A 23,465-nucleotide genomic window follows, 5' to 3' on the forward strand; every position below is an offset into this window, starting at 1 on the left:
GAAAATCCAGTTATCTCGATGATGGAGATACCATCGAGCTGTGAGAAACGCGACGCCGGAGGACCAGGGCAACCATGAACCCGGAAGGCTTGGGCCGGCGGTCCTGAGATGGAGTGGCGCCGTCACTGCGGCAGCACTGATCGTGGTCCCGCTCTGGATGTTGCTTAGCAACAGCGCCGTCCTCGGCGGCCACCCGGCGCTGCCGGCCCTATTGTTGGCCGCCGTCGCACTGGGCCTTGTCTGGATGTTCACGCTTTTCAAACACTCGACCCTGCTCAAGCACTGGAGCCCCAACCCCAACCGGAGTTCGAACAATCACCGGAGGCCGCAGCGCAGAGTGACGCGCTGGCAACTGCTCCGCCGCCTTGCGGGCAGGATTGTTGTTCTCGGTCTCGTCGCGGGTCTGGCGTGGCTCAACCCATTCCCCTACCAGCCCGGCGGCGCCGATGGCCAGACGACCGGGACCTCCACTGAGGACGCCACCTCGATCACTCTCGCCCCGGAGGGCAGGGTCACGTCGGGTCTCGTCTTCTACCCCGGGGCGCGGGTAGACGCGCACGCCTACCGGGACATCCTGGGCCCGCTCGTGAACGCGGGCCATCTGGTCGTCATCCTGAAAGCACCGCTGGGCATCCCGCTGCTGGACACCGGCCAGGCCCGCGGAGCCATGGACCGCCACCCCGACGTCACGGCTTGGGCTGTCGGGGGCCACTCGCTGGGAGGAGTAAGCGCATCTTCCTTCGCGAAGTCGAACCCCGACGTCTCCGGGCTACTGCTCTTTGCTTCCTACCCCGCAGACAGCCTGGCGGGCAGCAACAATCTCTCGGTGCTGTCCATCTCAGGCTCGAATGATGGCCTCACCACCCCTGACAAGATCGCTGCGTCGAAGTTGATGCTCCCTCCAACCGCCACCTTCGCAACTGTGCAGGGCGGGGTGCACGCGTTCTTCGGAGACTATGGTGAGCAACCCGGGGACGGCCAACCGGGCGTCCCCCGCGACCAGGCCCAGCAGCAGATCGCTGCGGAATCAGTCCGCTTCATGGACGGGGTCCGCAGCGCCGGCTGACGGGCAGGCCGTCGCCCAAAGACACACCCAGGGACGCCCGGATTCTGCCACGATGGAATCATCCAAAATTCGTCGGCTGAGTGGCAACGTCGCCCGCTAACGTCCCGCGGCGTATCCCTGCGCACCGCGGGGATTTGCCGCCGCCTGCAGGACGCCGGTCGCAGGATCCCGCACCACCGCCGAGAGCCGTCCCAGCGTCCAGCCGCCTACCCTGGTGACGACGTGACCGCGGCGTTCCAGTCCCGCGATGACGTCCTCGCCCAGCCGGTCCTCGACGACGGCGCCGCCGGGTTCCCAGGTGCGCGGCCAGAATGAACCGGGCATCGACGTCGTATGGAACGTGGGTGCGTCCACGGCTTGCTGCGGCGTGTAGCCGCCGACGATCGTGCGCAGCAGGTACGGCAGCTGCCATTGATCCTGTTGGTCACCGCCCGGCGAACCCAGCGCGGTCACGGCCTTGCCGTCCCGCAGCACAATGGTGGGTGTCAGGGTGGTGCGGGGCCGCTTCCCCGGGGTCAGGGTGGACGGTGTACCCGGTTCGAGCCAGGTCATCTGGAGCCGGGTGCCGAGACAAAAGCCCAGCTGGGGGATGGCGGGTGAGGACTGCAGCCAGCCGCCCGACGGCGTGGCAGAGACCATGTTGCCCCAGCGGTCCACGACGTCGATATGGCAGGTGTCGCCCCGGGTTTCCCCGCTCGGCGCTACGGTGGGCTCCCCCACCCCGAGCCCGCCGGCTCCCGTTCCCGCTCCGTCTCCCGCCCCCGAAGGAGTTGGCGGCGTGTAGTGGGTGCGCAGCGGCGGCAAGAACGGCTCACGGCCGGGCACTGTGCCGGGCCGGAAGTCATGCGAGGCCCGCTCCCCGATCAGCGCGCGGCGTCCGGCGCAGTATTCGGCGGACAGCAGATACTCCAGCGGCACATCGGTGTCGCCGTAGTAGGCTTCCCGGTCCGCGAGCGCCAGTTTCTGGGCTTCCAGGATGGTGTGCGCACCGAGCTCGGTGGACGGGTCGAGGTACCGGTCATCGAACCCCTCGAGAATGGCGAGCGTCTGAAGCAGCGCCGGGCCCTGCCCCCACGGCCCCGTCTTGGCGATCGTGTGTCCCCGGAACTCAACGGTGGCTGCCGGCTCGTATCCGGCTTGGAATCCCCCGATGTCCTCGAGTGCCAGGACCCCGCGGTGGTCCGTGCCGGAGGAATGCCGGTGCGGGGTCTGGACGGATTCCACCATCGCCCTGGCGACGAAGCCCTCGCGCCATTCCCGGCGAGCGGCATCGATCCGGGCCTCGCGGGTGTCGTTCCCCGCCTGCACAACCGAACCGGCTGTCCCGGCGTCGACCAGGCGTTGCAGCGTCCGGGCATACGCAGGGTTCCGGACAAGCTCCCCTTCGGCCGGAATCCGGCCGCCTGGCATCCAGAGGTCGGCCGAGGTGGGCCAGTGAGTCTTGAACAGTTCCGCTACGGCGGCGATTGTCGTCCCGACCCTGCCCAGCATCGGGTGCCCGTCCCGGGCATAGTCGATCGCGAATTCCAGCACCTCGCCCAGTTCCCACGTCCCGTGGTCGCGCAACAGCAGGAGCCAGGCGTCGACGGCGGCGGGCACCGCGGCGGCCAGTGCACCCGAGCCCGGCACCAGTTCCAGGCCTTCGGCGAGATAGTGCACCGGGGTGGCTCCGGCTGGGGCCGGGCCCTGGCCCATCAGCACGACGGGTTTGCCGGGTTCCTCCGCGGTGGCGAAGACTCCGGTCATGTCCCCGCCCGGACCGTTCAGGTGCGGCTCCACTACATGCAGTACGAAGGCTCCGGCTGTTACGGCGTCGAACGCGTTACCGCCGCGTTCCAGCACCGCCTGGGCAGCCGCCGTCGCGAGCCAATGCGTGGAGGCGCTCATCCCGAAGGTGCCCTGCAGCGTGGGGCGGGTGGTGAACGCCTCCGGGCGGGTGAACGCCACCGGGCCGGCCGCCGCGGAAGCCCCCGGGGAACCCACGGAACCGCCAGCCGGCATTGGCTCAGCCAAACAGGGCCGCCACCCGGGTGAGGGTTTCGTATACGCCGTATCCCAGCGGAACCCCGACGAGCGCCCAGGCGATCACCAGTTTCCCGGTCGACGGATTGACCGATGTCTGTGCAGTGCTCATTTCAGGCCTCCAAGGCGGGTTCGTCGGACCGGGCGCGGCCCGGGCGGGGTTCGTGGAACCGGGCATCGACCGGGTTGACCAGCAGGTTGGCGACAAAGCCGATCACCAGCAGCCCCACCATGGTCAGCAGGGCCGGCTGGTAGGACGCAGCGGTTAGCTGGCCGGGCTTGCCCTGGGCATCCAGGAATGCGTTGACAATCAGCGGCCCGGCGATGCCGGCAGCGGACCAGGCCGTAAGGAGCCGGCCATGGATCGCCCCGACCTGGAAGGTGCCGAAGAGGTCGCGCAGGTAGGCGGGGGCGGTCGAGAAGCCGCCGCCGTAGAAGGAGATGATGATGAACGCGAGCGCCACATAGAGGAACGTGCTGGTGGAGCCGGCCAGTGCCAGCACGGCGTAGAGCACGGCACCGACGCCGAGGTACATCATGTAGATGCGCTTGCGGCCGGTGACGTCCGAGGTGGCGGACCAGGCGAAGCGGCCGGACATGTTGCCGATCGAGAGCAGCCCGACGAAGCCGGCGGCGACGGCGGCGCTGACCAGGGACACGCCGTCGGACTGGCGGAAGAAGTCCTGGATCATCGGCGCGGCCTGTTCGAGGATGCCGATGCCAGCGGTGACATTACAGAACAGGGCGACCCAGACCAGCCAGAACTGCCTGGTCTTGACGGCGTTCTTGGCGGAGACGTTGTCGGTGGTGACCAGCGTGGCGGCCTTGACCTTGGAGGGGTCGAAGCCCGCCGGCTTCCAGCCCTCGGCCGGGACCTTGATGGTGAACGCGCCGAACATCATGTAGGCGAGGTACAGGACGGCCAGGGTCAGGAAGAGCTTGCCGACGGAGTCGCCGCTGGCGATCCAGCCCTTGGCCCCGGAGTTGGGGTCGTACATTTTCAGCAGCGCGGTGGAGACCGGGCTGGCAATCAGGGCACCGCCGCCGAAGCCCATGATGGCCATGCCGGTCGCGAGGCCCGGGCGGTCGGGGAACCATTTGATCAGGGTGGAGACCGGCGAGATGTAGCCGATGCCCAGGCCGATGCCGCCGATGAAGCCGTAGCCCAGGTAGACGAGCCAGAGCTGGCTGCTGAAGATGCCGAGCGAACCGATCAGGAAGCCGCTGGCCCAGAACACCGCCGAGGTGAACATCGCCTTGCGCGGGCCGTTCTTGTCCACCCAGGTGCCCATGATGGCGGCCGAGAGGCCCAGCATCACGATGGCGATCGAGAAGATCACGCCGATCTCGGTCAGGCTGGCGCCGAAGTGCTTCACCAGCGCTGTCTTGTAGACGCTCGTTGCGTACGCCTGGCCGATGCACAGGTGCACGGCGAGCGCTGCGGGCGGCACCAGCCACCGGTTGAATCCCGGTGGGGCGATCGTTCGTTCGCGGTCCAGCCAGCCCATAGTTGCTCCTCTTGCTTGTCGAAGACGTCGGTGTCACGGCGGCACAGAGGCGAATGGCCCCCAACGCGAGCCGTTGCCTCCGGCAATCATGGTGCACATCATCAGCAAACGTACTAGCCGTGCGCCGAGTGGTAGGTATTCCGCGGTGAGCGGTCGGGCTACTTTCCGAGTCCGGCTTTCCGCAGCGCCTCGGCCATTGCCGTGTTGGCCGGCTGCGGGACCGGGGCGGACTTCTGCGGCTGCCTGGCCGGAGCCCGCCGCTCGGGGGCGGGTTTCCCGGACGGTTGCTGCGACGGCGCCCGGCGGGCCGGTGAGGGGGCCGCCTGCTGACCCGCTTGCTGACCCGCTTGCCGCGGACGGTCCGGGCGCGAATCGACGCGTCCGCTGGGGGCCGCACGCCCGCCGGCGGCCGCCGGTTCGTCGTCGAGCCGCAGCGTCAGCGAGATCCGCTTCCGTTCCGGATCGGCTTCAAGCACCTTGACCCGCACCACCTGGCCGGATTTGACCACTTCACGCGGATCGGACACGAAGCGGTTGGCCAGCGCGGAGACGTGCACCAGGCCATCCTGGTGCACCCCGACGTCGACAAACGCGCCGAACGCCGCGACGTTGGTGACAGTCCCTTCCAGGACCATCCCGGGCCTGAGGTCCGAGATCTTCTCGATGCCCTCCGAGAAAGTCGCCGCCGCAAAGGCCGGACGCGGGTCCCGGCCGGGCTTCTCCAGTTCGGCGATGATGTCCTGCACCGTGGGCAGGCCGAACGAGCCGTCGACGAAGTCCTGCGGATTCAAGCTGGCGTAGCTTCCCGCTGCCGGCCCCTTCCCCCCGACGGCGGCTCTGATTTTCCGCGCCACCGGGTACGCCTCCGGGTGCACGCTGGAGGCATCCAGCGGCTCCGCTCCCCCGGTGATCCGCAGGAAGCCGGCGCACTGTTCGAACGCCTTGGCGCCGAGCCGCGGCACCTTCTTCAGCTCGCTGCGCTTGTGGAACGGGCCGTGCTCGTTCCGGTAGGCGACGATGTTCTCGCTCAGCAGCGGCCCGACGCCGGCGACGCGGCTCAGCAGTGCCGGGGAGGCGGTGTTAACGTCCACGCCGACAGCGTTCACGCAGTCCTCAACGACCGCATCCAGGCTGCGGTCCAGCTTGGCGGCGGTGACGTCGTGCTGGTATTGCCCGACGCCGATCGACTTGGGCTCAATCTTGACCAGCTCAGCGAGCGGGTCCTGCAGCCGCCGTGCGATGGACACGGCCCCGCGCAGGGACACGTCCATGCCCGGCAGCTCCGCGGCGGCCAGCGCCGAGGCCGAATACACCGAGGCGCCGGCCTCCGACACCACGATCTTCTGCGGTTTGGCATGCTGGCCGGCCGGGTCCGCGCCCGCAAGCTGCTTGAGCAGCTCCGCGGCAAGCTTGTCCGTCTCCCGCGACGCGGTGCCGTTGCCGATGGCCACGAGTTCGACGGCGTGCTTCCGGGCCAGGCTGACGAGCGTGCGCAGCGCGTCGTCCCATTTCCGGGCCGGGGCGTGCGGGTAGATCGTGTCTGTGGCAACGACCTTGCCGGTACCGTCCACGACGGCGACCTTGACCCCGGTACGCAGCCCGGGGTCCAGGCCCAGGGTGGCGCGGTTCCCGGCCGGCGCTGCCAGCAGCACGTCGCGCAGGTTGGCGGCGAAGACCCGCACGGCTTCGTCCTCGGCGGCGGCGAACATCCGGCTTCGCAGGTCTGCCGTGAGCCGGGCCATTACGCGGGAGCGCCAGGCGAGCTGGGCGGTCTGCAGCAGCCAGGCGTCGGCGGGCCGGCCGCGGTCGGCAACCCCAAGGAACCGGGCCACGGCGGCTTCGTACCGGCCGCGGGCGGCGGTGAGGGCGGCGTCGTCGGTCGGTTCAGCCTCGGCGAGGTCCAGCTCCAGCACCCCGTCCTTTTCGCCGCGCAGCAGCGCCAGGACGCGGTGCGAGGGCATCGCTGACGGCTGCTGGGAGAACTCGAAGTAGTCCTTGAATTTCTGCCCCTCGGCGTCCTTGCCCTTCTTCACCCGGGACACCATCCGGCCCTGCGTCCAGAGCCGCTCCCGCAGCGTGGCGGCCAGGTCGGCGTCCTGGGCGACGCGTTCCACCAGGATGGAGCGGGCGCCGGCGAGCGCCGCGGCGGCGTCGACAATGGAGTGCTCGGCGTTGAGATACCGGCCGGCTTCGCGTTCCGGATCCAGCTCGGGCCGCTTCAGCAGGGCATCGGCGAGCGGCTCCAGCCCGGCCTCGCGGGCGATCTGCGCCTTGGTCCGCCGCTTGGTCTTGAACGGCAGGTAGATGTCCTCCAGCCGCGACTTGGTGTCGGCGCCGACGACGGCGGCCTGCAGTTCCGGGGTCAGCGCACCCTGCGCGGCGATTGCCTCAAGGATGGTCCGGCGGCGGTCCTCGAGCTCGCGCAGGTAGCGCAGCCGCTCCTCCAGGTCGCGGAGCTGGGTGTCATCGAGCGTCCCGGTGGCTTCCTTGCGGTACCGGGCGATGAACGGCACCGTGGACCCGGCGTCGAGCAGGTCCACGGCCGCTTTCACCTGCCAAGCCTGGACGCCGAGTTCGGCGGCGATCTGCGCGGCGATGCCGGACTCCTGGGTCTGCGGGGCCTGGGTCTGCGGGCCCAGGGTCCGAGACGCCTGGGTCTGTGGGGCCTGGGTCTGCAGGGCCTGGGCTGTGGCGGACGGAGTCCGGGGCGGTGCGGAGGCTGAGCTGGCGGGGCGCTGCGGGAGTTGGGTCACTCTGCCATTTTGCCTTACCGGGGTCAGCGGCCGGGCTCAGCTGAGGGTGGAGTAGTCTCCTGGACGTCCTGGACAACCTCGTTGCGGCGCAGGAACCACGGTTTGAACGGCGGATCAAAACGGGCGAATCGTGGGGGCCCCACGGCCTTGAGCCCGGCGAGCACAAGTGCCGCCTGGAGACCCTTGTTGCGCCGTTCGAAGGCGGCTTCCGAGCTGCTGCCGGAGAATTGCAGAACAGCCGCCAAGGACCCGGGGATGGTCCGGATCTTGACCTGGGGGTCCGCCGGGACCGGTGCCGTATCCGCCGTCAACCCTGCGGGGAGCACAAAGGCAACCACAAAATCAGCGGTACCGTCGCTTCCCGGCAGCGGACCGCTCTGGAGGACCGGGGCGGTCATCGCCAGCTTCTGCGAAGGACCGAGCTCCTGAATTACCGGGGCTGTCATCGCCAGCTTCTGACGGGCGTTGTTGCTGCCGCTGATGTAGTTGAACAGGTGCCGGAAGGCCGCATTACCGGCCCGGTCAAACGTCGCATTGACCTGTATTTCGGCCACAACATACGCGGGATAGCGGCGCAGCTCGAAGTGCGCGAAGCGCTGGACCAGCTCATAGGGTTGCTGTTCGGTCATAGTCCTCAGACCCTACGCCGATCCTGCGACGGGAACCAGCAGTATCCTGCCCGGTTTCCGGTTCCGGGTTCCGGGTTCCTGGGTTTCGGGTTCCTGGGTTCCTGGGTTCCTGGGTTCCGGTTCCGGTTCCGGTTCCGGGTTCCCGCTTCCTGCTTCCTGCTTCCTGCTTCCTGCTTCCTGCTTCCTGCTCGATTGTCAGAGGGCTTTGATAGTTTGAAGAGCAGAGAGCCAGGCCGCGCTGCCGGCGGGTCTTTGGCGGCAGGCGGCTACATGCGCAGCGCATCAACATCGGGGGCACAGTGTTTTTTCTTGAACCGGAAGTAGCGGGGACCGCGCAGGACCTGGTGTTCTCCGCGAGCGACCTCGTCACGGCCGCGAGCTGCGAGTACCAGCTGCTGCGCAAGCTTGACGAGAAGCTCGGCCGCTCGCCCAAGGCGTCCTTTGAAGACGATGAGATGCTCAAGCATGCAGCCGTGCTGGGCGACCGCCACGAGCACAAGGTCCTCGACGGCTTCGTGGAGGAGTTCGGGCACTGGGATCCCGCGTCCAGGCGCGGCGTGTATGACGTCGTGCCGGCACAAACCATGGACCGCGCCACCCTGCTGGCCAAGCACCGGGAATCCTTGGACGCCCTGCGCTCCGGCGCCGACGTCGTGTTCCAGGCCGCTTTCTTCGACGGCCAGTTCCACGGCCGCTCCGACTTCCTGGTCCGGCAGGCCGACGGCAGCTACGCGGTGTTCGACACCAAACTGGCCCGCCACGCGAAGGTGACCGCGCTGCTCCAGCTTGCCGCCTACGGCGATCAGCTGCTCAAGGCCGGGATCACACCGGCCCCGGCGGTGACCCTGGTCCTCGGCGCCACGGTCCCGCTCCCGGACGGCGGCTTCGACTACGTCCGCAGCCACCACAAACTTTCCGAGATCCTGCCGGTCTTCCGCGAGCGGCGGGACCGGTTCCTGGCCCTGACCTCCTCGCATCTGGCGCAGCCCGGCACCGTGCAGTGGGGGAATCCGGGACTCAGCGCCTGTGGCCGCTGCGATTACTGCCAGGAGCAGGTCGTAGCCACCGACGACCTGCTGCTCGTGGCGCGGATGAGCTCGGCGCAGCGCAAGGCACTCCACGGACAGAACATCTTCACGGTCAAAGAGCTCGCGGAGGCCCGGCTTCCCGGCGCGAACAGTGCACTGCTGCGCCTGCAGGACCAGGCGAGGATGCAGAGCGGGGTCGGTGCTTCCGACGGCGGCGTCCTTCACCTCAAGGACGGAACGGAACACGGCATCAGCTACCGGGTGATCCCGGAAAACACGCTGGCCGAACTGCCGCCGCCCAGCCAGGGCGACATCTTCTTCGACTTCGAGGGCGATCCCCTCTGGCAGGAAAGCGCCACCGGCATCTGGGGACTGGAATACCTGTTCGGCGTCGTCGAAGCCCCGACGGGCCCCGGCGTCCCGGGAGTGTTCCGGCCGTTCTGGGCGCACAGCCGGGAAGCGGAAAAGCAGGCCTTCCTCGATTTCCTCGACTACGTGCAGAAACGCCGGCCGGACCATCCGGACATGCACGTCTACCACTACGCGGCCTACGAAAAGACAGCGCTCCGGAAACTCTCCGTCCTGCATGTTGCCGGCGAGGACATCGTCGACGAATGGCTGCGCGAGGGCCTGCTGGTCGATCTCTACCAGACGGTCCGCAGCAGCATCCGGATCTCCGAGAATTCCTACAGCATCAAGAAACTTGAGCCCCTCTACATGGGGACGAATCTTCGCTCCGGGGATGTGAAAGACGCCGGCGCCTCGGTGGTGGCCTACGCCCACTACTGCGATGCGCGCGACGACGGTCGGGCTGAGGAAGCGGCCACCATCCTCGCCGGGATCTCCGACTACAACGAATACGACTGCCTCTCCACGCTGGAGCTCCGGAACTGGCTCCTTGGGCTGGCGCGGGAACGCGGGATCCAGCCAGCCGGGGACGGCGTCGCGTCCCCGGTCCCATCCGGCGTCGCGTCCACCGTCCCGTCCAGGGCCGGCGGCGGGCTCGCGGACACCGCACTGGATGCCTCACCGGGTGCCGCTGACCTGGACCCGCTGGAAGTGGCGCTGGCCGGGCTGGCGGATGCCGCCGTCGGGCTGTCCGAGGATGACCGGAAGGGGGTGTCCATGCTCGCGGCGGCGGTGAGCTACCACCGCCGGGAGCGCAAGGCGTTCTGGTGGGCGCACTTCGACCGGTGTGAAAACGGCCCCGACACGCATCAGCAGCAGGACCGCAATGTTTTCCTCGTCGAGGACGCGGAAGTGCTCGAGGACTGGTGGAAGGACGGGGCGAAGCTTCCGGAGCGGAAGGTGAAGCTGATCGGTACGGTCAGCCCGGGCTCCGATCTCCGCGGGGGCAGCACCTGGTTCCGCATGTATGAGCCGCCGCTTCCGGCCGGGCTGGAGGGCACTGGTATCAACGGGACCGGACGCAACGGCTGGTTCGGGACCGAGGTTCTGGAGCTGGGCCACGAGGACGGCAGGGACACCGTCGTCATCCGGGACAAGCTCCGCAAGACGATCGAACCCTACAGCCAGGTCCCCGTTGCCCTGACCGAAGACCAGCCCATCCAGACCAAGAGCCTTGAGGACGCGCTGGCGGCCCTGGCGTCCGACGTCGCCGCGGCATTGCAGTTCAATCCGCCCGTTTTCCCGAGCCATCCGGCCCTGGATCTCATCCGCCGTGTTCCGCCGCGGTTGAGTTCCGGGGCGCAATTGCCCCCGCCCGGGGAAGGCCCGGACCGGTTCATTGACGCGATCACGGAGGCTGTCGGAGCCCTGGACCGCTCCTATGTGGCAGTCCAGGGTCCGCCCGGGACCGGCAAGACCCATGTGGGATCCCATGTCATCGCCCGGCTGGTGGCCCGCGGGTGGAAGGTCGGCGTCGTCGGCCAGTCCCATGCGGTGGTAGAGAACCTGCTGAAGACAGCAGTGACCAAAGCCGGGGTCGATCCGGCTCTGGTGGCTAAGGAAGTGAAACACGCGGAGGCCCTCCCCTGGCAGCAGCGCTCAGCGAAGGATGTGGCGCACCTGCTCAGTTCGCCCGGCGGGGCGCTGGTCGGCGGGACAGCGTGGACCATGACGGGGGCCAACGTGCCGGCCGGATCGCTGGACCTGCTGGTGATCGACGAGGCCGGTCAGTTCTCCCTGGCCAACACCCTCGCCGTGGCGCAGGCCAGCAGCCGGTTGCTGCTGCTCGGCGATCCCCAGCAGTTGGCGCAGGTCAGCCAGGGCTCGCACCCCGAACCCGTGGATGAGTCAGCCCTGGGCTGGGTTTCCGCCGGACATGCCACCCTTCCGCCGGAACTCGGCTATTTCCTCGCCGACTCGTGGCGGATGACCTCCGAGCTGTGCCGGGCGGTCTCGGAGCTCTCCTATGAGGGCAAGCTGCGCTCAGCGCCGGCCGCGGACCTCCGGCGGCTCGAGGGAGTTCCGGCCGGGATCGAGACTGTCATGGTGGAGCACAGCGGCAACATCACATCCTCGGCCGAGGAAGCCGCCGAAGTCGTCCGGCAGGTGCGGCGCCACCTGGGCCTGGGCTGGCATTCGGAGCAGGGCACCCGGCCGCTCGACGCCGCCGACATCCTGGTGGTCGCGGCCTACAACGCCCAGGTCAACGTCATCCGCGCCGCGTTGGAAGGCGCTTCCCTGGCCGGCGTGCGGGTGGGGACCGTGGACAAGTTCCAGGGCCAGGAAGCCGCCGTGGTGATCGTGTCCATGGCCTGTTCGGCGGTGGCCGAGGCGCCGCGCGGCATGGAATTCCTGCTCTCACGCAACCGGATCAACGTGGCGGTGTCCCGCGGCCAGTGGCGCGCCGTCGTGGTACGGGCACCCGGGCTGACCAACTATCTCCCCAGCCATCCCGAGGGCCTGGAGCAGCTGGGCGGGTTCATCGGGCTGTGCCAACGCTCTGTGGCGGCCGTCCAGTAGGACATGTCCATTTCTGGGCCCCGCACCCGCGGGACATGCCCAGTCTTGGAGCCCACAAGTCTGGGACATGCCCAGTCTTGGAGCCCACAAGTCTGGGACATGCCCAGTCTTGGAGCCCACCAGTCTGGGACATGCCCATTCCTGGACGCGGACAGTGGACACAATGGCATTATGTCCACTGGTTGCCGCCGCGGCGGGGCATGTCCAGCGGTGGCGGTGTCCGCGGCGGGGCATGTCCGGCGGTGGCGGTTCCCTCGGCCGGTCCTAGTTGCGGCGGGCGGGGGCAGACGCTGCCGCGGCCGTCACGGGAATGGTCGTCCCAGGCACAGCCCTCCCAGGGATGTCTGTCCCGGCGATTTCCTCAGCCAGCAGGAGTGCTTCATCCAGGACGGCCCCGAAGTTGGCCGGGTTGTGGGCGAAGCGGCCGAGGAAGAGCCCGGAGACGCCGTCGAGCGTGGGCAGCAGTCCGGGCTTTGCCGAGCCGCCGTAGATGACGGGCAGGTCTCGCAGCCCGGAGGCGGCGAGCTGTTCCCGGAGTTGCCCGACGACGTCGGACACGAACCCGGCGTCGGCGGGCTCCGCCGCACCGATGGCCCGGACCGGTTCGTACGCGATGACGAGCCGCGCGGCAAGATCCCAGTCGCCGTCGACGGCCGAGCGGATCTGGCGGCGGACAAAGTCAGCGGCGGCAGCGGGCTCACTGCGGTCGAGCTCTCCGACGCACAGCAGCGGCGTGAGCCCGGCGTCGGCCGCGGCCCGGACCTTGCGCGCGATCATGGGCTCGTCTTCGCCCAAGTGGCGCCGGCGCTCGGCGTGGCCGATTTCCACGAGCCGGACCCCAAGCTCCGCAAGCATGGACGGGGCCACCTCCCCGGTCCACGGGCCGTCGGCCCAGCCGCAGTTCTGGGCGCCGAGCAACAGCGGCGAACCGGCCAGCAGCCCGGCGGCGGCGGGCAGGACGGGAAACGACGGAATGACAAACGGGACAACCCGCCCGGCCGCAAGGGCCGGGCGGGTGTCCACTTCACGCCGCAGTAGCCCCAGCCAGTCCAGGCTGTCCTGGTAGCCCAGGTACATCTTGGTGCTGACACCGACCAGGATGCTGCCGGTGGTGGTCTGGCTGGGGTGCTGCTGCATTGTTGGTGCTTTCTACTTGGATCCGGGTGCGCCGGTCTGGACGGAAGGCTGCTCCTCCAGCAGTTCGTCTGCCTTGTTCTTGAACCGCTTGGTGGCGAACATCATCGCCGCGGCGAGGAAGGGCAGGACACCCAGCGCGTAGACACCCATGGTTCCGGTGTCGGAAGCCGTCATCTGGTTGACCGAGGTCCGCAGAATCGGGGCGACAAAGCCGCCCAGGTTACCGAGGGAGTTGATCAGGCCGATGCCCGCGGCGGCGGCTGTTCCGGTGAGGAACGCCGTCGGGTAGGACCAGGCGATGGGGCCGATGGACAGGAAGCTGCACACGGCAAGGGTGATGAAGATGATGCCCAGCGCCGGAATGTGGTTGGCGCCGGCCCACGCGGAGCCGAAGATGCAGAGCCCGGTGGAGATGAAGAGCCCGGTGCCCCAAATGCGGCGGCGGACTACGGTGTTGGCGGCCTTGCCGATGAAGTAGCAGGCGAAGATCCCGAAGAACCACGGGATCGCGGCCATCAGGCCGACGGCGAAGCCGACCTTCTGGCCGGTCAGCTGGGCCACCTGCTGCGGCAGGTAGAACGTCACACCGTACACGGCGATCTGGAGGCAGAAGTAGATGACGGTGAAGTACCAGACCTTGCCGTTCTTCATGGCCGCCAGCACGCCGCGCGGGCCGGACTCCTCCTTGACGGTGTCCTCCAGCGCCATGACCTCCAGGAGTGCGCTCTTCTCTTCCTTGTTCAGGAACTTGGCGTCCTGCGGGCTGTTGATCAGGAAGAAGAACGCTGCAACGCCGGCGAGGACGGCGAGCATGCCCTCGACGAAGAACATGACCTGCCAGCCCTGGACACCGGGGACCTGGTCGCCGATGTTGATCAGCCAGCCGGAGAGCGGCGCGCCCAGCATCTGGGAGAACGGCTGCGCCAGGTAGAAGATGGCGAACATCCTGACGCGGACCTTGTTGGGGAACCACGCGGCGAGGAACATGATGACGCCCGGGAACAGGCCGGCCTCGGTGACACCGAGCAGGAAGCGCAGGATGATGAACGATGTCTCGCCCTGGACGAACGCGAAGCATGCGGAGACGATGCCCCAGGTGATGGCGATGCGGGCCAGCCAGATCTTGGCGCCGAACTTCGTCAGGAGCAGGTTGCTCGGGATTTCGAACAGGGCGTAGCCGATGAAGAAGATCCCGGCACCGAGGGCGTAGGCGCCGGCAGTGATGCCCTTGTCCACGCCGAGGGCGGCTTCGGCGAAGCCCACGTTGGTGCGGTCCAGGAAGGCCACCACGTACAGGATGACCAGCATGGGCATAAGCCGGCGGGACGCCTTGGAGATCGCCGATTTCAGGACCGGGGTCTCCAGAAGGTCCCTGGTGGACGTTGATACAACGGACATCAAAACTCCTCGTCGAGCAGATAAGTTGAGTGAATCAGGTGGGTGGAGCGGCAAAACGGTGTTCTCTAGCGGGACAAGGCGATGATCATGACCCCGGCCAGGCAGGCCAGGATCCCGACGGCGAGGTAGATCTTCCGTCCCCTGCTCCACGACGCGAATCCGGAGGCTGCGGTCTTACTCGGTTGTGCCACGGCGCTTCTTCCTTAGTGCATGTAGAGTCCGCCATCCACATTCAGCGTCTGGCCGGAGATGTAGCCGGCGTCCTCGCTGATGAGGAAGGCGATGGCGGCCGCGATGTCCCGGGTGGAGCCCACCCGGTTCACGACGAGGTCTTTGGTGAGGTCATCCTTGCGTTCCTGGCTCAGGGTGCCGCCCATGATGTCGGTATCGATAGGGCCCGGAGAGATGGCGTTAACCGTGATGTCGTATTCGCCGAGTTCGCGGGCGGTGGCTCGGGTCAGCCCGATCACGCCGGCCTTGGCCACGGAGTACGGGGTCTTGGAGTAGGTTCCGCCGCCGCGCTGGGCGGAGACGGAGGAGATGTTGACGATGCGGCCGATCCTGTTCTTGACCATGGACTCGGCGACCCGTCGGGTGGCGTAGTGGACGCCGTTGAGATTGATGCTGAGGACCCGGTCCCACTCAGCCGCGTCCAGTTCCAGGTACGGGACCGGGGAGCTGACGCCGGCGACGTTGGCCAGGGCCACGATCTGGGGCAGTTCGGCCTCGATCGCGTCGATGGCTGCGCGGACGGATGCTTCGTCGCCGACATTGGCGCCGGCGCCGAACGCCTTGACGCCGTGCTCGGCCGCCAGTTCCTTGGCCGCGGCCTTGCACCGGGCGTCGTCGAGGTCGATGATGCCGACGTTCCAGCCCTGCGCCGCCAGGTAGTTTGCCGTGGCTCGGCCGATGCCGCGCTCGGACACGGCGCCGGTGATGATGGCGGTGCGTCCTGCGGGGAAAGTGCTCATGAAACTGCTCCTGAAAGTGTGAAAGGGGCGGGGCTCAGTTGATGGGGGCAGGGCCAAGCTCATCGATGAGCTTCTGCATGGCCACGTACGCCTTGTTCCGGTAGGCGATGAGCTCGGGCGTGCGCTCCGCCGGGACGTTGAGGAAGCCGGCACCGGTCTTGGTGCCCAGCTTGCCGGCGTCGACGAGTTCGCTGAGGATCTTCGGCGTCGCGAAGCGCTCCGGGAATTCCGTCTGCAGCGACTTGTAGCAGAAGTTGTAGACGTCCAGCCCGGCCATATCGGCGATGGCGAACGGTCCAAAGAACGGCAGCCGGAAACCGAACGTGGTGCGGACCAGGGTGTCGATGTCCTCCGCCGTCGCGATCTCCTGCTCCACCAGCTGGGCGGCCTCGTGGAACAGGGCGTACTGGAGGCGGTTGAGGACGAAGCCGGTGACGTCCTTGACGACGGCGGTCTGCTTGCCGGCCGCGTGGACCAGCTCGCGGACAGCGCCGACCGTGGTGGCCGAAGTGCCGGCGTGAGGGATGATCTCCACGCCGGGGATGAAGGGCGAGGGGTTGGAGAAGTGCACGCCCAGGAAACGCTCCGGGTGGGTGACGGGCTCGGACAGTTCCGCGATGGAGATTGTGGAGGTGTTGGATCCGATGATGGCGTCCGGGCGGGCGGCGGCGCTGATCCGTGCCAGCGTCTGGTGCTTGATCGCAAGGATCTCGGGGACGGCTTCCTCGATGAAGTCGGCGTCCGCCACCGCTTCCTCGATGTCCCGGGCGGCCCAGAGGTTCTCTTTCAGGACCGCGGTGGAGCCTGCCGGGAAGAGACCGGCGGCGACAAATTCGTCCGATTCGGCCAGCAGCCGTTCGTAGTTCTTCTGCGCCACTTCGGCGGACACGTCGGCCAGAGCCACCCGGGCGCCGCCGAGCGCCAGTACCTGTGCGATCCCGCCGCCCATGTAGCCAGAGCCGACGACGGCGATCTTACGGGCGGCGTTAAGGGCGGCTGCGGTGTTTGCTGATTCGGTCATGGTCAAACTGCCTTCGTGTATTCGGGCTCGTAGGAGCAGATGGCGTCCACCTTGGCGGCGGAGGAAGAGGTTTCGTCGAAGCTGTGGCCCAGCCATTCGCCGACGAGTTTCTTGGCGAGTTCCAGGCCGATGACGCGCTGGCCAAGGGTGAGCACCTGGGCGTTGTTGCTGAGCACGGACCGTTCCACGGAGTAGCTGTCGTGCGCGGTGACGGCGCGGATGCCGGGGACTTTGTTGGCCGCGATGGCGACGCCCAGGCCGGTGCCGCAGATCAGCAGGGCCCGGTCGGCGCGGCCCTCGACCACTATCCGGGCGGCTTCGACGGCGACGTGCGGGTACGCGGTGGTGTCATTGGCCCCGACTCCGATGTCCTGCACGGACGCGACGCGGGGGTCCGCTTCGAGCAGTGCTTTGAGGGCGTTCTTGTATTCGACGCCGGCTTCGTCGTTTCCGACGACCACGCGCCAGCCTGCTGCTGTGCTCATGCCTGTACTCCTTGCTGGGCCGGTTCGGGGTGAGCGAGCCGGCTGTCGGTGTGTGCGGAAATCCTTGCTGCGATGAGGGCGAATGAAATCGCTCCCGGGTCGGGGTGTCCCAGGCTCTTTTCGGCGAGCGGCCGGGCGCGTCCCTTGAGGGGCCGGAGCCCGGCGGTGGCGTCGGCGGCTGTCCTGGCGGCGGTGGCGGCTGCGGCCAGCGCTTCGGCGACGGACGCGCCGCCGTCGAACGCCGTGAGGAAGGTGTCCCGGAAGGGCAGCAGGGCGTCCACCATGGTTTTGTCCCCCGGATCGGCCTTGCCAAGTTCGGTGATCGCACCGACGAAGGCTGTGATCACTGCTGCTGCATCCTCGCCGCTGTAGCTGTCACGGTTGCCCAGCGAAAGTCCCGCAGCGATGACCGCGGATCCCCAGAGGGCACCGGAGGTGCCGCCGGCGCGTTCGCTCCATGCCTCCCCGGCGGAGGTCAGGACGCGCGCGGCGGAGGCACCGCCGTCGTCCGCGGCCGCCCGCTCGGCGGCTGCGACCGCCGCGTCCACGCCGCGGCGCATGCCGATGCCGTGGTCGCCGTCGCCGGCGATGGCGTCCAGCCGGCCCAGTTCGTCCTCGTGCTCGACGACGACGTCCCGCACCTGACGGAGCATGGCGGCGGCCTGCCGTCCGAGGCCAGCCGCGGCAGCGGTGGGGCGTTCGACGTCGGACGTAACTTCCTCGTCCGCCGCGGCCAGCTGGCGCGCGGCACGCGGTGCCATGCTGCCCTTGCGGAACGCGGGGGTGTCGGCCGGGGCCGCCCAGTACTGCTCAAGTTCGTCGTCCAGCCAGAGCAGGGTCAGCGAGAGTCCGGACATGTCCAGGCTGGTGACGAGCTCGCCGCATTCCGGTTCCACCACGGTGAGTCCGGCCGCGAGGAGCAGCTTTTCGATCTTGCCGAAGAGCAGGAACAGCTCGTCGTACTTGACCGTGCCGAGGCCGTTGACGATCGCCACGACACGGCTGCCAGCGTCGTGGGGTATGTCGGCGAGGAGTTTGGTGACCAGCAGTTCGGCGAGTTCGGAGGCGGTGGGCATCGGGTGCTCGGAGATCCCCGGTTCGCCGTGGATCCCGAGTCCCAGGGACATTTGTCCCGCAGGGACGGAAAACAGCGGGGCGTCGGCGCCCGGCAGGGTGCATCCGTCGAAGGCCACGCCGAGGGAGCGGGTGCGGTAGTTCGTCCGGATGGCGAGCCGTTCGACGTCGTCGAGGTCCAGCCCGGCCTCGGCGGCGGCGCCGGCGATTTTGAAGACCGTCAGGTCACCGGCGATCCCGCGGCGCTTTTCGATCTGGTCCAGCGGGGCGCTGGCGATGTCGTCCGTGACGAGGACGGTGCGAGTTTCGATGCCTTCGGCGTTGAGGCGGAGCTGGGCCTGGCCGAAGTGCAGGACGTCCCCCGCGTAGTTGCCGTAGCTCAGCAGCACCCCTCCCCCGGCGTTGGCGGCCCGGGCCACCCGGTAGACCTGGCCGGCGGCGGGCGACGCGAACATGTTGCCGCAGGCGGAGGCGGCGGCAAGTCCGGGTCCCACGAGCCCGGCGAAGGCCGGGTAGTGGCCGGACCCGCCGCCGACCACCAGGGCCACCTGCCCGGCCGGGACCTCGGTGGAGCGGACGACGCCGCCGTCCACGCGGGCAACGTACCCGCGGTTGGCTGCCACAAAGCCGTCCAACGCTTCATCCGCAAAGTCAGCGGGGTTGTCGAAGATCTGGGTCATGGTTCCTCATTGAATCCGTGTTGGAAAGTATTGCTGGGGGTGGAGCTGGGGTGTGGTGCGGCCGCCCCCAAATGGTTTGACGGCCGCACCGGGCGCTGGTGTCAGGCGCTGGTGTCAGGCGCCGGTGTGAGGCGCCGGGTCAGACGCCGGTGTGAGGCGCCGGGTCAGGCGCTGGCGAGTGCCGCGGCGGCCGGCAGCTGCCGGCCCTGTGCGACCTGGCTCTGGCCGAGGGCATAGCCGTCGGTCTTGGGCAGGATCCGGCGGCGGAGGTAGTCCTGGTTGCTGGCCGTGACGCTGAGACCGTCGCCGCCGTAGTGCTCGGTGCACAGGATGCCCTGGAAACCGACCGACAGCGCGATCCGGAAGGCCTCGCGGTAGTTGATCAGGCCGCTTTCCATCGGTGCGGGCATCGCGACATAGCTGTCACGGGCCACATCCTCATCGCGGATGTAGTTCTTCATGTGCCAGTAGTTGGAGTACGGGAGGGTCTTGGCGACCATCTCGCGCCAGTCCTCGATCGGGCGGTGCACCCGGATCAGGTTGCCGAGATCGGGGTTGAGGCCCACGTTGTCCAGTCCGATGTCCTGGACCAGCTGGACGGACGAATCCGCGGTGCCCAGGTAGGTGTCCTCGTACATTTCGAGCGAGAGCAGGACGCCGGCCTCGGCCGCGTGCCGGCCCAGTTCGCGGAGCCGGGTAACGGCTTTGCCCCAGGTTTCCTTGTCCCCCACCGGGTCCTTGTACCCTTCGACGGTCCAGAACCAGAGCTGTTTCTGCTGCTCGGCGGTGATGGCCTGGTGCAGCCCGAACGAGACCACCTCGCAGCCGAGTTCGGCGGCGGCGTCGATCGTGCGGTGGCTGTAGGCCAGGTTCGCTTCCCAGTTCCGTTCCTCGATCACGCTGCGGCGGATGGCGGAGATGACCGGGATGCCGATGCCGACATTCTCGGCGGTCTGCTTGAACTCGGCGAGGCGGGCGGGGCTCAGGTCGCCGGGACGGACCCAGCTGTCCGTGAGGTCCGCATCGGTGAAGCCTGCGTCCTTGACCTCGGTGAGGACTTCGGCCCAGGCCGCGGCGGGAGCGTCATTGATCTGAGTTCCGGCGGCGTCGACGCCGGGGAACTGCAGCAGCGCTGCGGTGATCGGCCAGTTTTCGGCTGTGTACGCCATGGGGTTCACTCCTTCGTGGAATCCTGTTTCCTATAGGATTTACTATCCGCAGAGTGTTGTCAAGATCACATCCGGGGTTTTCGGCAATAATCGAAGATCCTATAGGGGATCGTCCGGCCGCGGTAGGGTGCCCCTGAGATTCTCGAAGGGACTCTTGTCCGGGACGGCAGGTTGCCTCGGGTCAAGCCGGGCAAGTCCGGGCAGCGACGGGGTAAGCCTGCAAACTCGGGGGGGCGTCGGGCGGTGAAACTGGGCTCGGGCTGGTGTCCCGGGTCAGCCTGCCGGAGCGTCGGCGATGGCGCGGCCACGCACCTTGTTCACGTGGTCAGCCATCGCAGCTGCCGCCTTCTCCGGGTCGCCCGTGGCGAATGCGTCCAGGACGGACTGGTGCTCGGCGATGGCATTCTCAGCGTCGGTGATGCCCACTCCCCCGAAGAGGCGGAAGCGCTGGACCTGTCCCCCAAGGGCGGCGTAGGCGGCGACCATGAACTGGTTGCCGGTCTGTTCCGCAATCAGCCGGTGGAACCTCTCATCCGCTTCCAGGTAGTCGCGGTATTCGGCAAACGACGGACCCCGCGGCGCAGTCTTGAGGTCAGCGACAGCCCGCTCCAGCTCGGCGAGGTGCTCGGAGGTCAACCGGGCGCACGCGAGGCGGGCGTTAACGGGTTCAATCGCCAGGCGTGCCTCCATGAGTTCGGCAAAGTCTTCCTGGGTGAAAACCGGTGCGACCCGGTACCCCTTGAGTGCCACGCGGCGCACCATGCCGGTGTGCTCGAGGCGTGCGAGCGCTTCCCGGACCGGTGTCGGCGAGACATCGAGTTCCCTGGCGGTGCCGTCGATGCTCACCACGGCCCCGGGTTCGAGCCGGCCGTCCATGAGGGACGCCAGAAGTTCTTCGTACACGTGATCAGCGAGGACCTGGCGGCTGATGGTACGGCCTTTGCTGCGGACCTCAGCACGGTCGCCTGGCGGAGCTGGTTGCATAGTCAAATCCTATAGGACCGACCGAAGCAGGAGTCTCCCGGAGACGCACTCGCGACATGCCCATCCCTGACGTCCACTCCCGGGGGACATGCCCATTCCTGGCTCACATACCCGGGGGACATGCCCATTGTTAAAAGCGAACAGTGGACAGAATGGCATTCTGTCCACTGTTCGTGGCCGCGGCGGGACATGTCCAGCCGGTCGGGTGGTGCGGGTGGTGCGGGTGGTTCCGGGTCCCAGTGTCTGGTGGCGCCGGAGTTGCCGCCCGGGAACCTAGTTCTGGTAGGCCGGGTAGTCCGTGTAGCCCTCGGCGCCGTCGGTGTAGAACGTGGACGGGTCCGGCTGGTTGACCGGAAGTCCCTCACTCCAGCGGCGGACCAGGTCCGGGTTGGCGATGGCCGGGCGTCCCACGACGACGGCGTCAGCGTGGCCGTCCGCGACCAGCGCCTTGGCCTCCTCGCGGGTGGTCATGACGCCGAAGCCCGAGTTCAGCAGGAAGGTTCCGCCGAAGCGGGTGCGCAGATCCTGCACCAGCTCGCTGGTGGCGGGTTCCTTGTGCAGGACGCTCAGGTAGGCCAGTTTCAGGGGCGCCAGGGCGTCCACCAGGATGCCGTAGGTTTCCCGGACGTCGGCTGCGTCGAGCTCCAAAGCTCCCTGGACATTGTGCTCCGGGGAGATCCGGATGCCGACGCGGTCGGCACCAACGGCATCCACTACGGCCCGGGTCACTTCAATGACGAAGCGGGCACGGTTCTCCGGCGAGCCGCCGTAGATGTCGTCGCGCTGGTTGGCGGACGGGGCGAGGAATTCGTGCAGCAGGTACCCGTTGGCCGAGTGCAGCTCGACGCCGTCGAACCCGGCATTGAGCGCATTGCGGGACGCGGTCACGAACTCCTGGACGATGCCCGGCAGTTCGTCCGTGCTCAGCGCACGCGGGACGGGGAACGCCTGCTTGCCCTCGTAGGTGCGGGTTTCGCCGTCGATCGCGATGGCGCTGGGAGCGACCACTTCGTACCCGCCGGTAGTGTCTTTGTGGGTGACCCGGCCGGCGTGCATGACCTGGGCGAAGATCCGGCCGCCCTCGGCATGCACGGCGGAGGTGACCTTGGCCCAGCCCGCAAGCTGTTCCTCGGTGACCAAGCCGGGCTGGCCCGGGAACCCCCGGCCGGCCCGGCTGGGATACGTGCCCTCACTGACGATCAATCCGAGCGAAGCACGCTGGCGGTAGTGCTCGACAACGAGCGGGCCGGGAACGCCCTCCCTGCCGGAGCGGACGCGGGTCAGCGGCGCCATCACCAGTCGGTTGGGCAGTTCCAGCTCGCCAAGAGTCATCGGGGAAAACAGCATGCGCAGTTCCTTTCACAAGGGATTGGGTTCTCTGGTAGCAACTGCGCGGCGCCTGCAACTATTCCTGATGAGACTCGGATCACTAGGGGTGGACGATGATTTTCACGGCGGTGTCGTTGTGGTTGATGAGGGTGTCGAAGCCCTTGTCCACGAGGTCGTCCAGGGCGATTCTTCCCGTGATGAAGGGTTTCAGATCGACTTTCCCTTCCTGGACGAGCTTGATGGCGGCCGGATGATCACCGCAGTAGGCGATGGTGCCGCGGAGGTCGATTTCCTTCAGGACGACCTTCTGCATGTCCACGGTGGCCGGACGTCCCCAGATCGAGACGTTGACCACGACGCCGGCCGGCTTCACGACGTCGAGCATGGTGTCCAGCACGGCATTCACGCCGGCACATTCAAAGGCTGCATCCGCCCCCGCACCGGCCGTCAGTTCCAGCACCCGCGCCTTGACGTCATCGGAGCTCGGGTCCAGCACATGGTCCGCGACCCCCGAGGACACCGCTTTTTCCTTCCGTGCCGCCGACAGTTCGGTAACGATCGTTGTGACGCCCAGGCCCTTGAGGACCGCTGCGGTCAGCAGGCCAATCGGGCCCGCACCGCCGACGACGGCGACGTCCCCGGCCTTGACGTCGCCCCTGCCGACGGCGTGATAGGCCACCGCGAGGGGTTCGATAAGGGCGGCTTCGTCCAGCGGGATGTCGCCGACGGGGTGGACCCACCGGGTTTCGACGACGACCTTCTCACTCAGTCCCCCGCCGCCGCCCGCCAAGCCGATGAAGCCGAGTTTGGTGCACAGGTTGTAGTGGCCGCTGAGGCACGGGCCGCATTCGTTGCAGACGATATATGGTTCCACCACCACGCTGTCTCCGACGGCGAGCCCGGTCACACCCTCCCCCAGTTCCTCGATGGTGCCGGAAAATTCGTGCCCCAGGGTGACCGGGGCTTCCTCGTGGGAAATCGGGTGGGGGTGGCCGGGCGGCGGGGTGAAGATCGGCCCTTCCAGGAATTCGTGCAGGTCAGTCCCGCAGATCCCGCACCAGGCGACGGCGATCTTCACTGCTCCCGGGCGCAGCTCCGGCTCCGGAATGTCTTCGATCCGGAGGACCTCACGGGCATGGAATCGTGCTGCTTTCATGGTGCTTTCCTTCGCATTACGGGCCGTGGATGCGCCCGGTCAGGCGCATCCACGGCATGTCGTTGGATTGTCACAACGGGGGCCGTCACCCCCAGTGTGGTTCCCGGGCGGCCGATTGTCACGGCCC

Annotated in this window: 18 protein-coding genes; 2 read left to right on the forward strand and 16 right to left on the reverse strand. The window is 67.8% G+C overall.

Annotated features, from left to right (window positions below; genetic code table 11):
* The first annotated feature begins 40 nt into the window (after window positions 1-40).
* Entirely contained in the window at window positions 41-1,066 is a 1,026-nt protein-coding gene (locus AC1MFL_RS05535; protein WP_479813914.1) for an alpha/beta hydrolase, read from the forward strand.
* Between the two features lie 96 nt (window positions 1,067-1,162).
* On the opposite strand, the gene AC1MFL_RS05540 is transcribed toward AC1MFL_RS05535, so the two are convergent.
* The 5 genes from AC1MFL_RS05540 to AC1MFL_RS05560 all read right to left on the reverse strand — a co-directional run bounded on the left by AC1MFL_RS05540 (window position 1,163) and on the right by AC1MFL_RS05560 (window position 7,978).
* Entirely contained in the window at window positions 1,163-2,953 is a 1,791-nt protein-coding gene (locus tag AC1MFL_RS05540) for a gamma-glutamyltransferase family protein (RefSeq protein WP_479815318.1), read from the reverse strand.
* Between the two features lie 118 nt (window positions 2,954-3,071).
* The gene (locus AC1MFL_RS05545; RefSeq protein ID WP_264196830.1) at window positions 3,072-3,200 is read right to left on the reverse strand and encodes an MFS transporter small subunit; all 129 of its coding nucleotides are present in this window, start codon (window positions 3,198-3,200) and stop codon (window positions 3,072-3,074) included.
* 1 nt (window position 3,201) lies between these two features.
* Entirely contained in the window at window positions 3,202-4,596 is a 1,395-nt protein-coding gene (locus AC1MFL_RS05550) for an OFA family MFS transporter (protein WP_479813917.1), read from the reverse strand.
* A gap of 158 nt (window positions 4,597-4,754) precedes the next feature.
* On the reverse strand, window positions 4,755-7,235 hold the full coding sequence (locus AC1MFL_RS05555) for a Tex family protein (RefSeq protein WP_479815320.1): 2,481 nt from the start codon (window positions 7,233-7,235) through the stop codon (window positions 4,755-4,757).
* A 137-nt stretch (window positions 7,236-7,372) separates the two neighbouring features.
* A complete protein-coding gene (locus tag AC1MFL_RS05560) occupies window positions 7,373-7,978 on the reverse strand; it encodes an SOUL family heme-binding protein (RefSeq protein ID WP_479813919.1) in 606 nt (201 codons plus the stop codon).
* Window positions 7,979-8,277: 299 nt separating this feature from the next.
* Here AC1MFL_RS05560 and AC1MFL_RS05565 point away from each other — a divergent pair, with 299 nt between their 5' ends.
* Window positions 8,278-11,934 carry a TM0106 family RecB-like putative nuclease gene (locus tag AC1MFL_RS05565; protein WP_479813921.1) on the forward strand — a complete coding sequence of 1,219 codons (3,657 nt, stop codon included), beginning with the start codon at window positions 8,278-8,280 and terminating at the stop codon, window positions 11,932-11,934.
* A gap of 264 nt (window positions 11,935-12,198) precedes the next feature.
* Here the strand turns inward: AC1MFL_RS05565 and AC1MFL_RS05570 are convergent, their stop codons facing one another.
* From AC1MFL_RS05570 to AC1MFL_RS05620, 11 genes are all read right to left on the reverse strand, one after another.
* The gene (locus tag AC1MFL_RS05570; protein WP_479813923.1) at window positions 12,199-13,071 is read right to left on the reverse strand and encodes a triose-phosphate isomerase family protein; all 873 of its coding nucleotides are present in this window, start codon (window positions 13,069-13,071) and stop codon (window positions 12,199-12,201) included.
* 12 nt (window positions 13,072-13,083) lie between these two features.
* Complete coding sequence (locus AC1MFL_RS05575) at window positions 13,084-14,469, reverse strand: MFS transporter (RefSeq protein ID WP_479813925.1); 1,386 nt, start codon at window positions 14,467-14,469, stop codon at window positions 13,084-13,086.
* A gap of 65 nt (window positions 14,470-14,534) precedes the next feature.
* Window positions 14,535-14,660, reverse strand: coding sequence for a hypothetical protein (locus AC1MFL_RS05580; protein WP_479813927.1), 126 nt, complete (start codon window positions 14,658-14,660; stop codon window positions 14,535-14,537).
* A gap of 12 nt (window positions 14,661-14,672) precedes the next feature.
* Window positions 14,673-15,440 (reverse strand): SDR family NAD(P)-dependent oxidoreductase, encoded by a 768-nt coding sequence (locus AC1MFL_RS05585; RefSeq protein WP_479813929.1) that lies wholly within the window; start codon window positions 15,438-15,440, stop codon window positions 14,673-14,675.
* A gap of 34 nt (window positions 15,441-15,474) precedes the next feature.
* The gene (locus AC1MFL_RS05590) at window positions 15,475-16,461 is read right to left on the reverse strand and encodes a 3-hydroxyacyl-CoA dehydrogenase family protein (protein ID WP_479813931.1); all 987 of its coding nucleotides are present in this window, start codon (window positions 16,459-16,461) and stop codon (window positions 15,475-15,477) included.
* A 2-nt stretch (window positions 16,462-16,463) separates the two neighbouring features.
* Window positions 16,464-16,946 carry a ribose-5-phosphate isomerase gene (locus AC1MFL_RS05595; protein WP_479813933.1) on the reverse strand — a complete coding sequence of 161 codons (483 nt, stop codon included), beginning with the start codon at window positions 16,944-16,946 and terminating at the stop codon, window positions 16,464-16,466.
* Window positions 16,943-18,700 (reverse strand): dihydroxyacetone kinase family protein, encoded by a 1,758-nt coding sequence (locus AC1MFL_RS05600; RefSeq protein ID WP_479813935.1) that lies wholly within the window; start codon window positions 18,698-18,700, stop codon window positions 16,943-16,945. The genes AC1MFL_RS05595 and AC1MFL_RS05600 overlap by 4 nt, the downstream gene beginning before the upstream one ends.
* 164 nt (window positions 18,701-18,864) lie before the next feature.
* Window positions 18,865-19,869 (reverse strand): sugar phosphate isomerase/epimerase family protein, encoded by a 1,005-nt coding sequence (locus tag AC1MFL_RS05605; protein WP_479813937.1) that lies wholly within the window; start codon window positions 19,867-19,869, stop codon window positions 18,865-18,867.
* A gap of 273 nt (window positions 19,870-20,142) precedes the next feature.
* Complete coding sequence (locus AC1MFL_RS05610; RefSeq protein WP_479813939.1) at window positions 20,143-20,853, reverse strand: GntR family transcriptional regulator; 711 nt, start codon at window positions 20,851-20,853, stop codon at window positions 20,143-20,145.
* Window positions 20,854-21,126: 273 nt separating this feature from the next.
* The gene (locus AC1MFL_RS05615) at window positions 21,127-22,200 is read right to left on the reverse strand and encodes an alkene reductase (RefSeq protein WP_479813941.1); all 1,074 of its coding nucleotides are present in this window, start codon (window positions 22,198-22,200) and stop codon (window positions 21,127-21,129) included.
* Window positions 22,201-22,282: 82 nt separating this feature from the next.
* On the reverse strand, window positions 22,283-23,338 hold the full coding sequence (locus AC1MFL_RS05620) for a 2,3-butanediol dehydrogenase (RefSeq protein WP_479813943.1): 1,056 nt from the start codon (window positions 23,336-23,338) through the stop codon (window positions 22,283-22,285).
* Between the last annotated feature and the right edge of the window lie 127 nt (window positions 23,339-23,465).

It is taken from the genome of Arthrobacter sp. BG3, assembly GCF_056680185.1.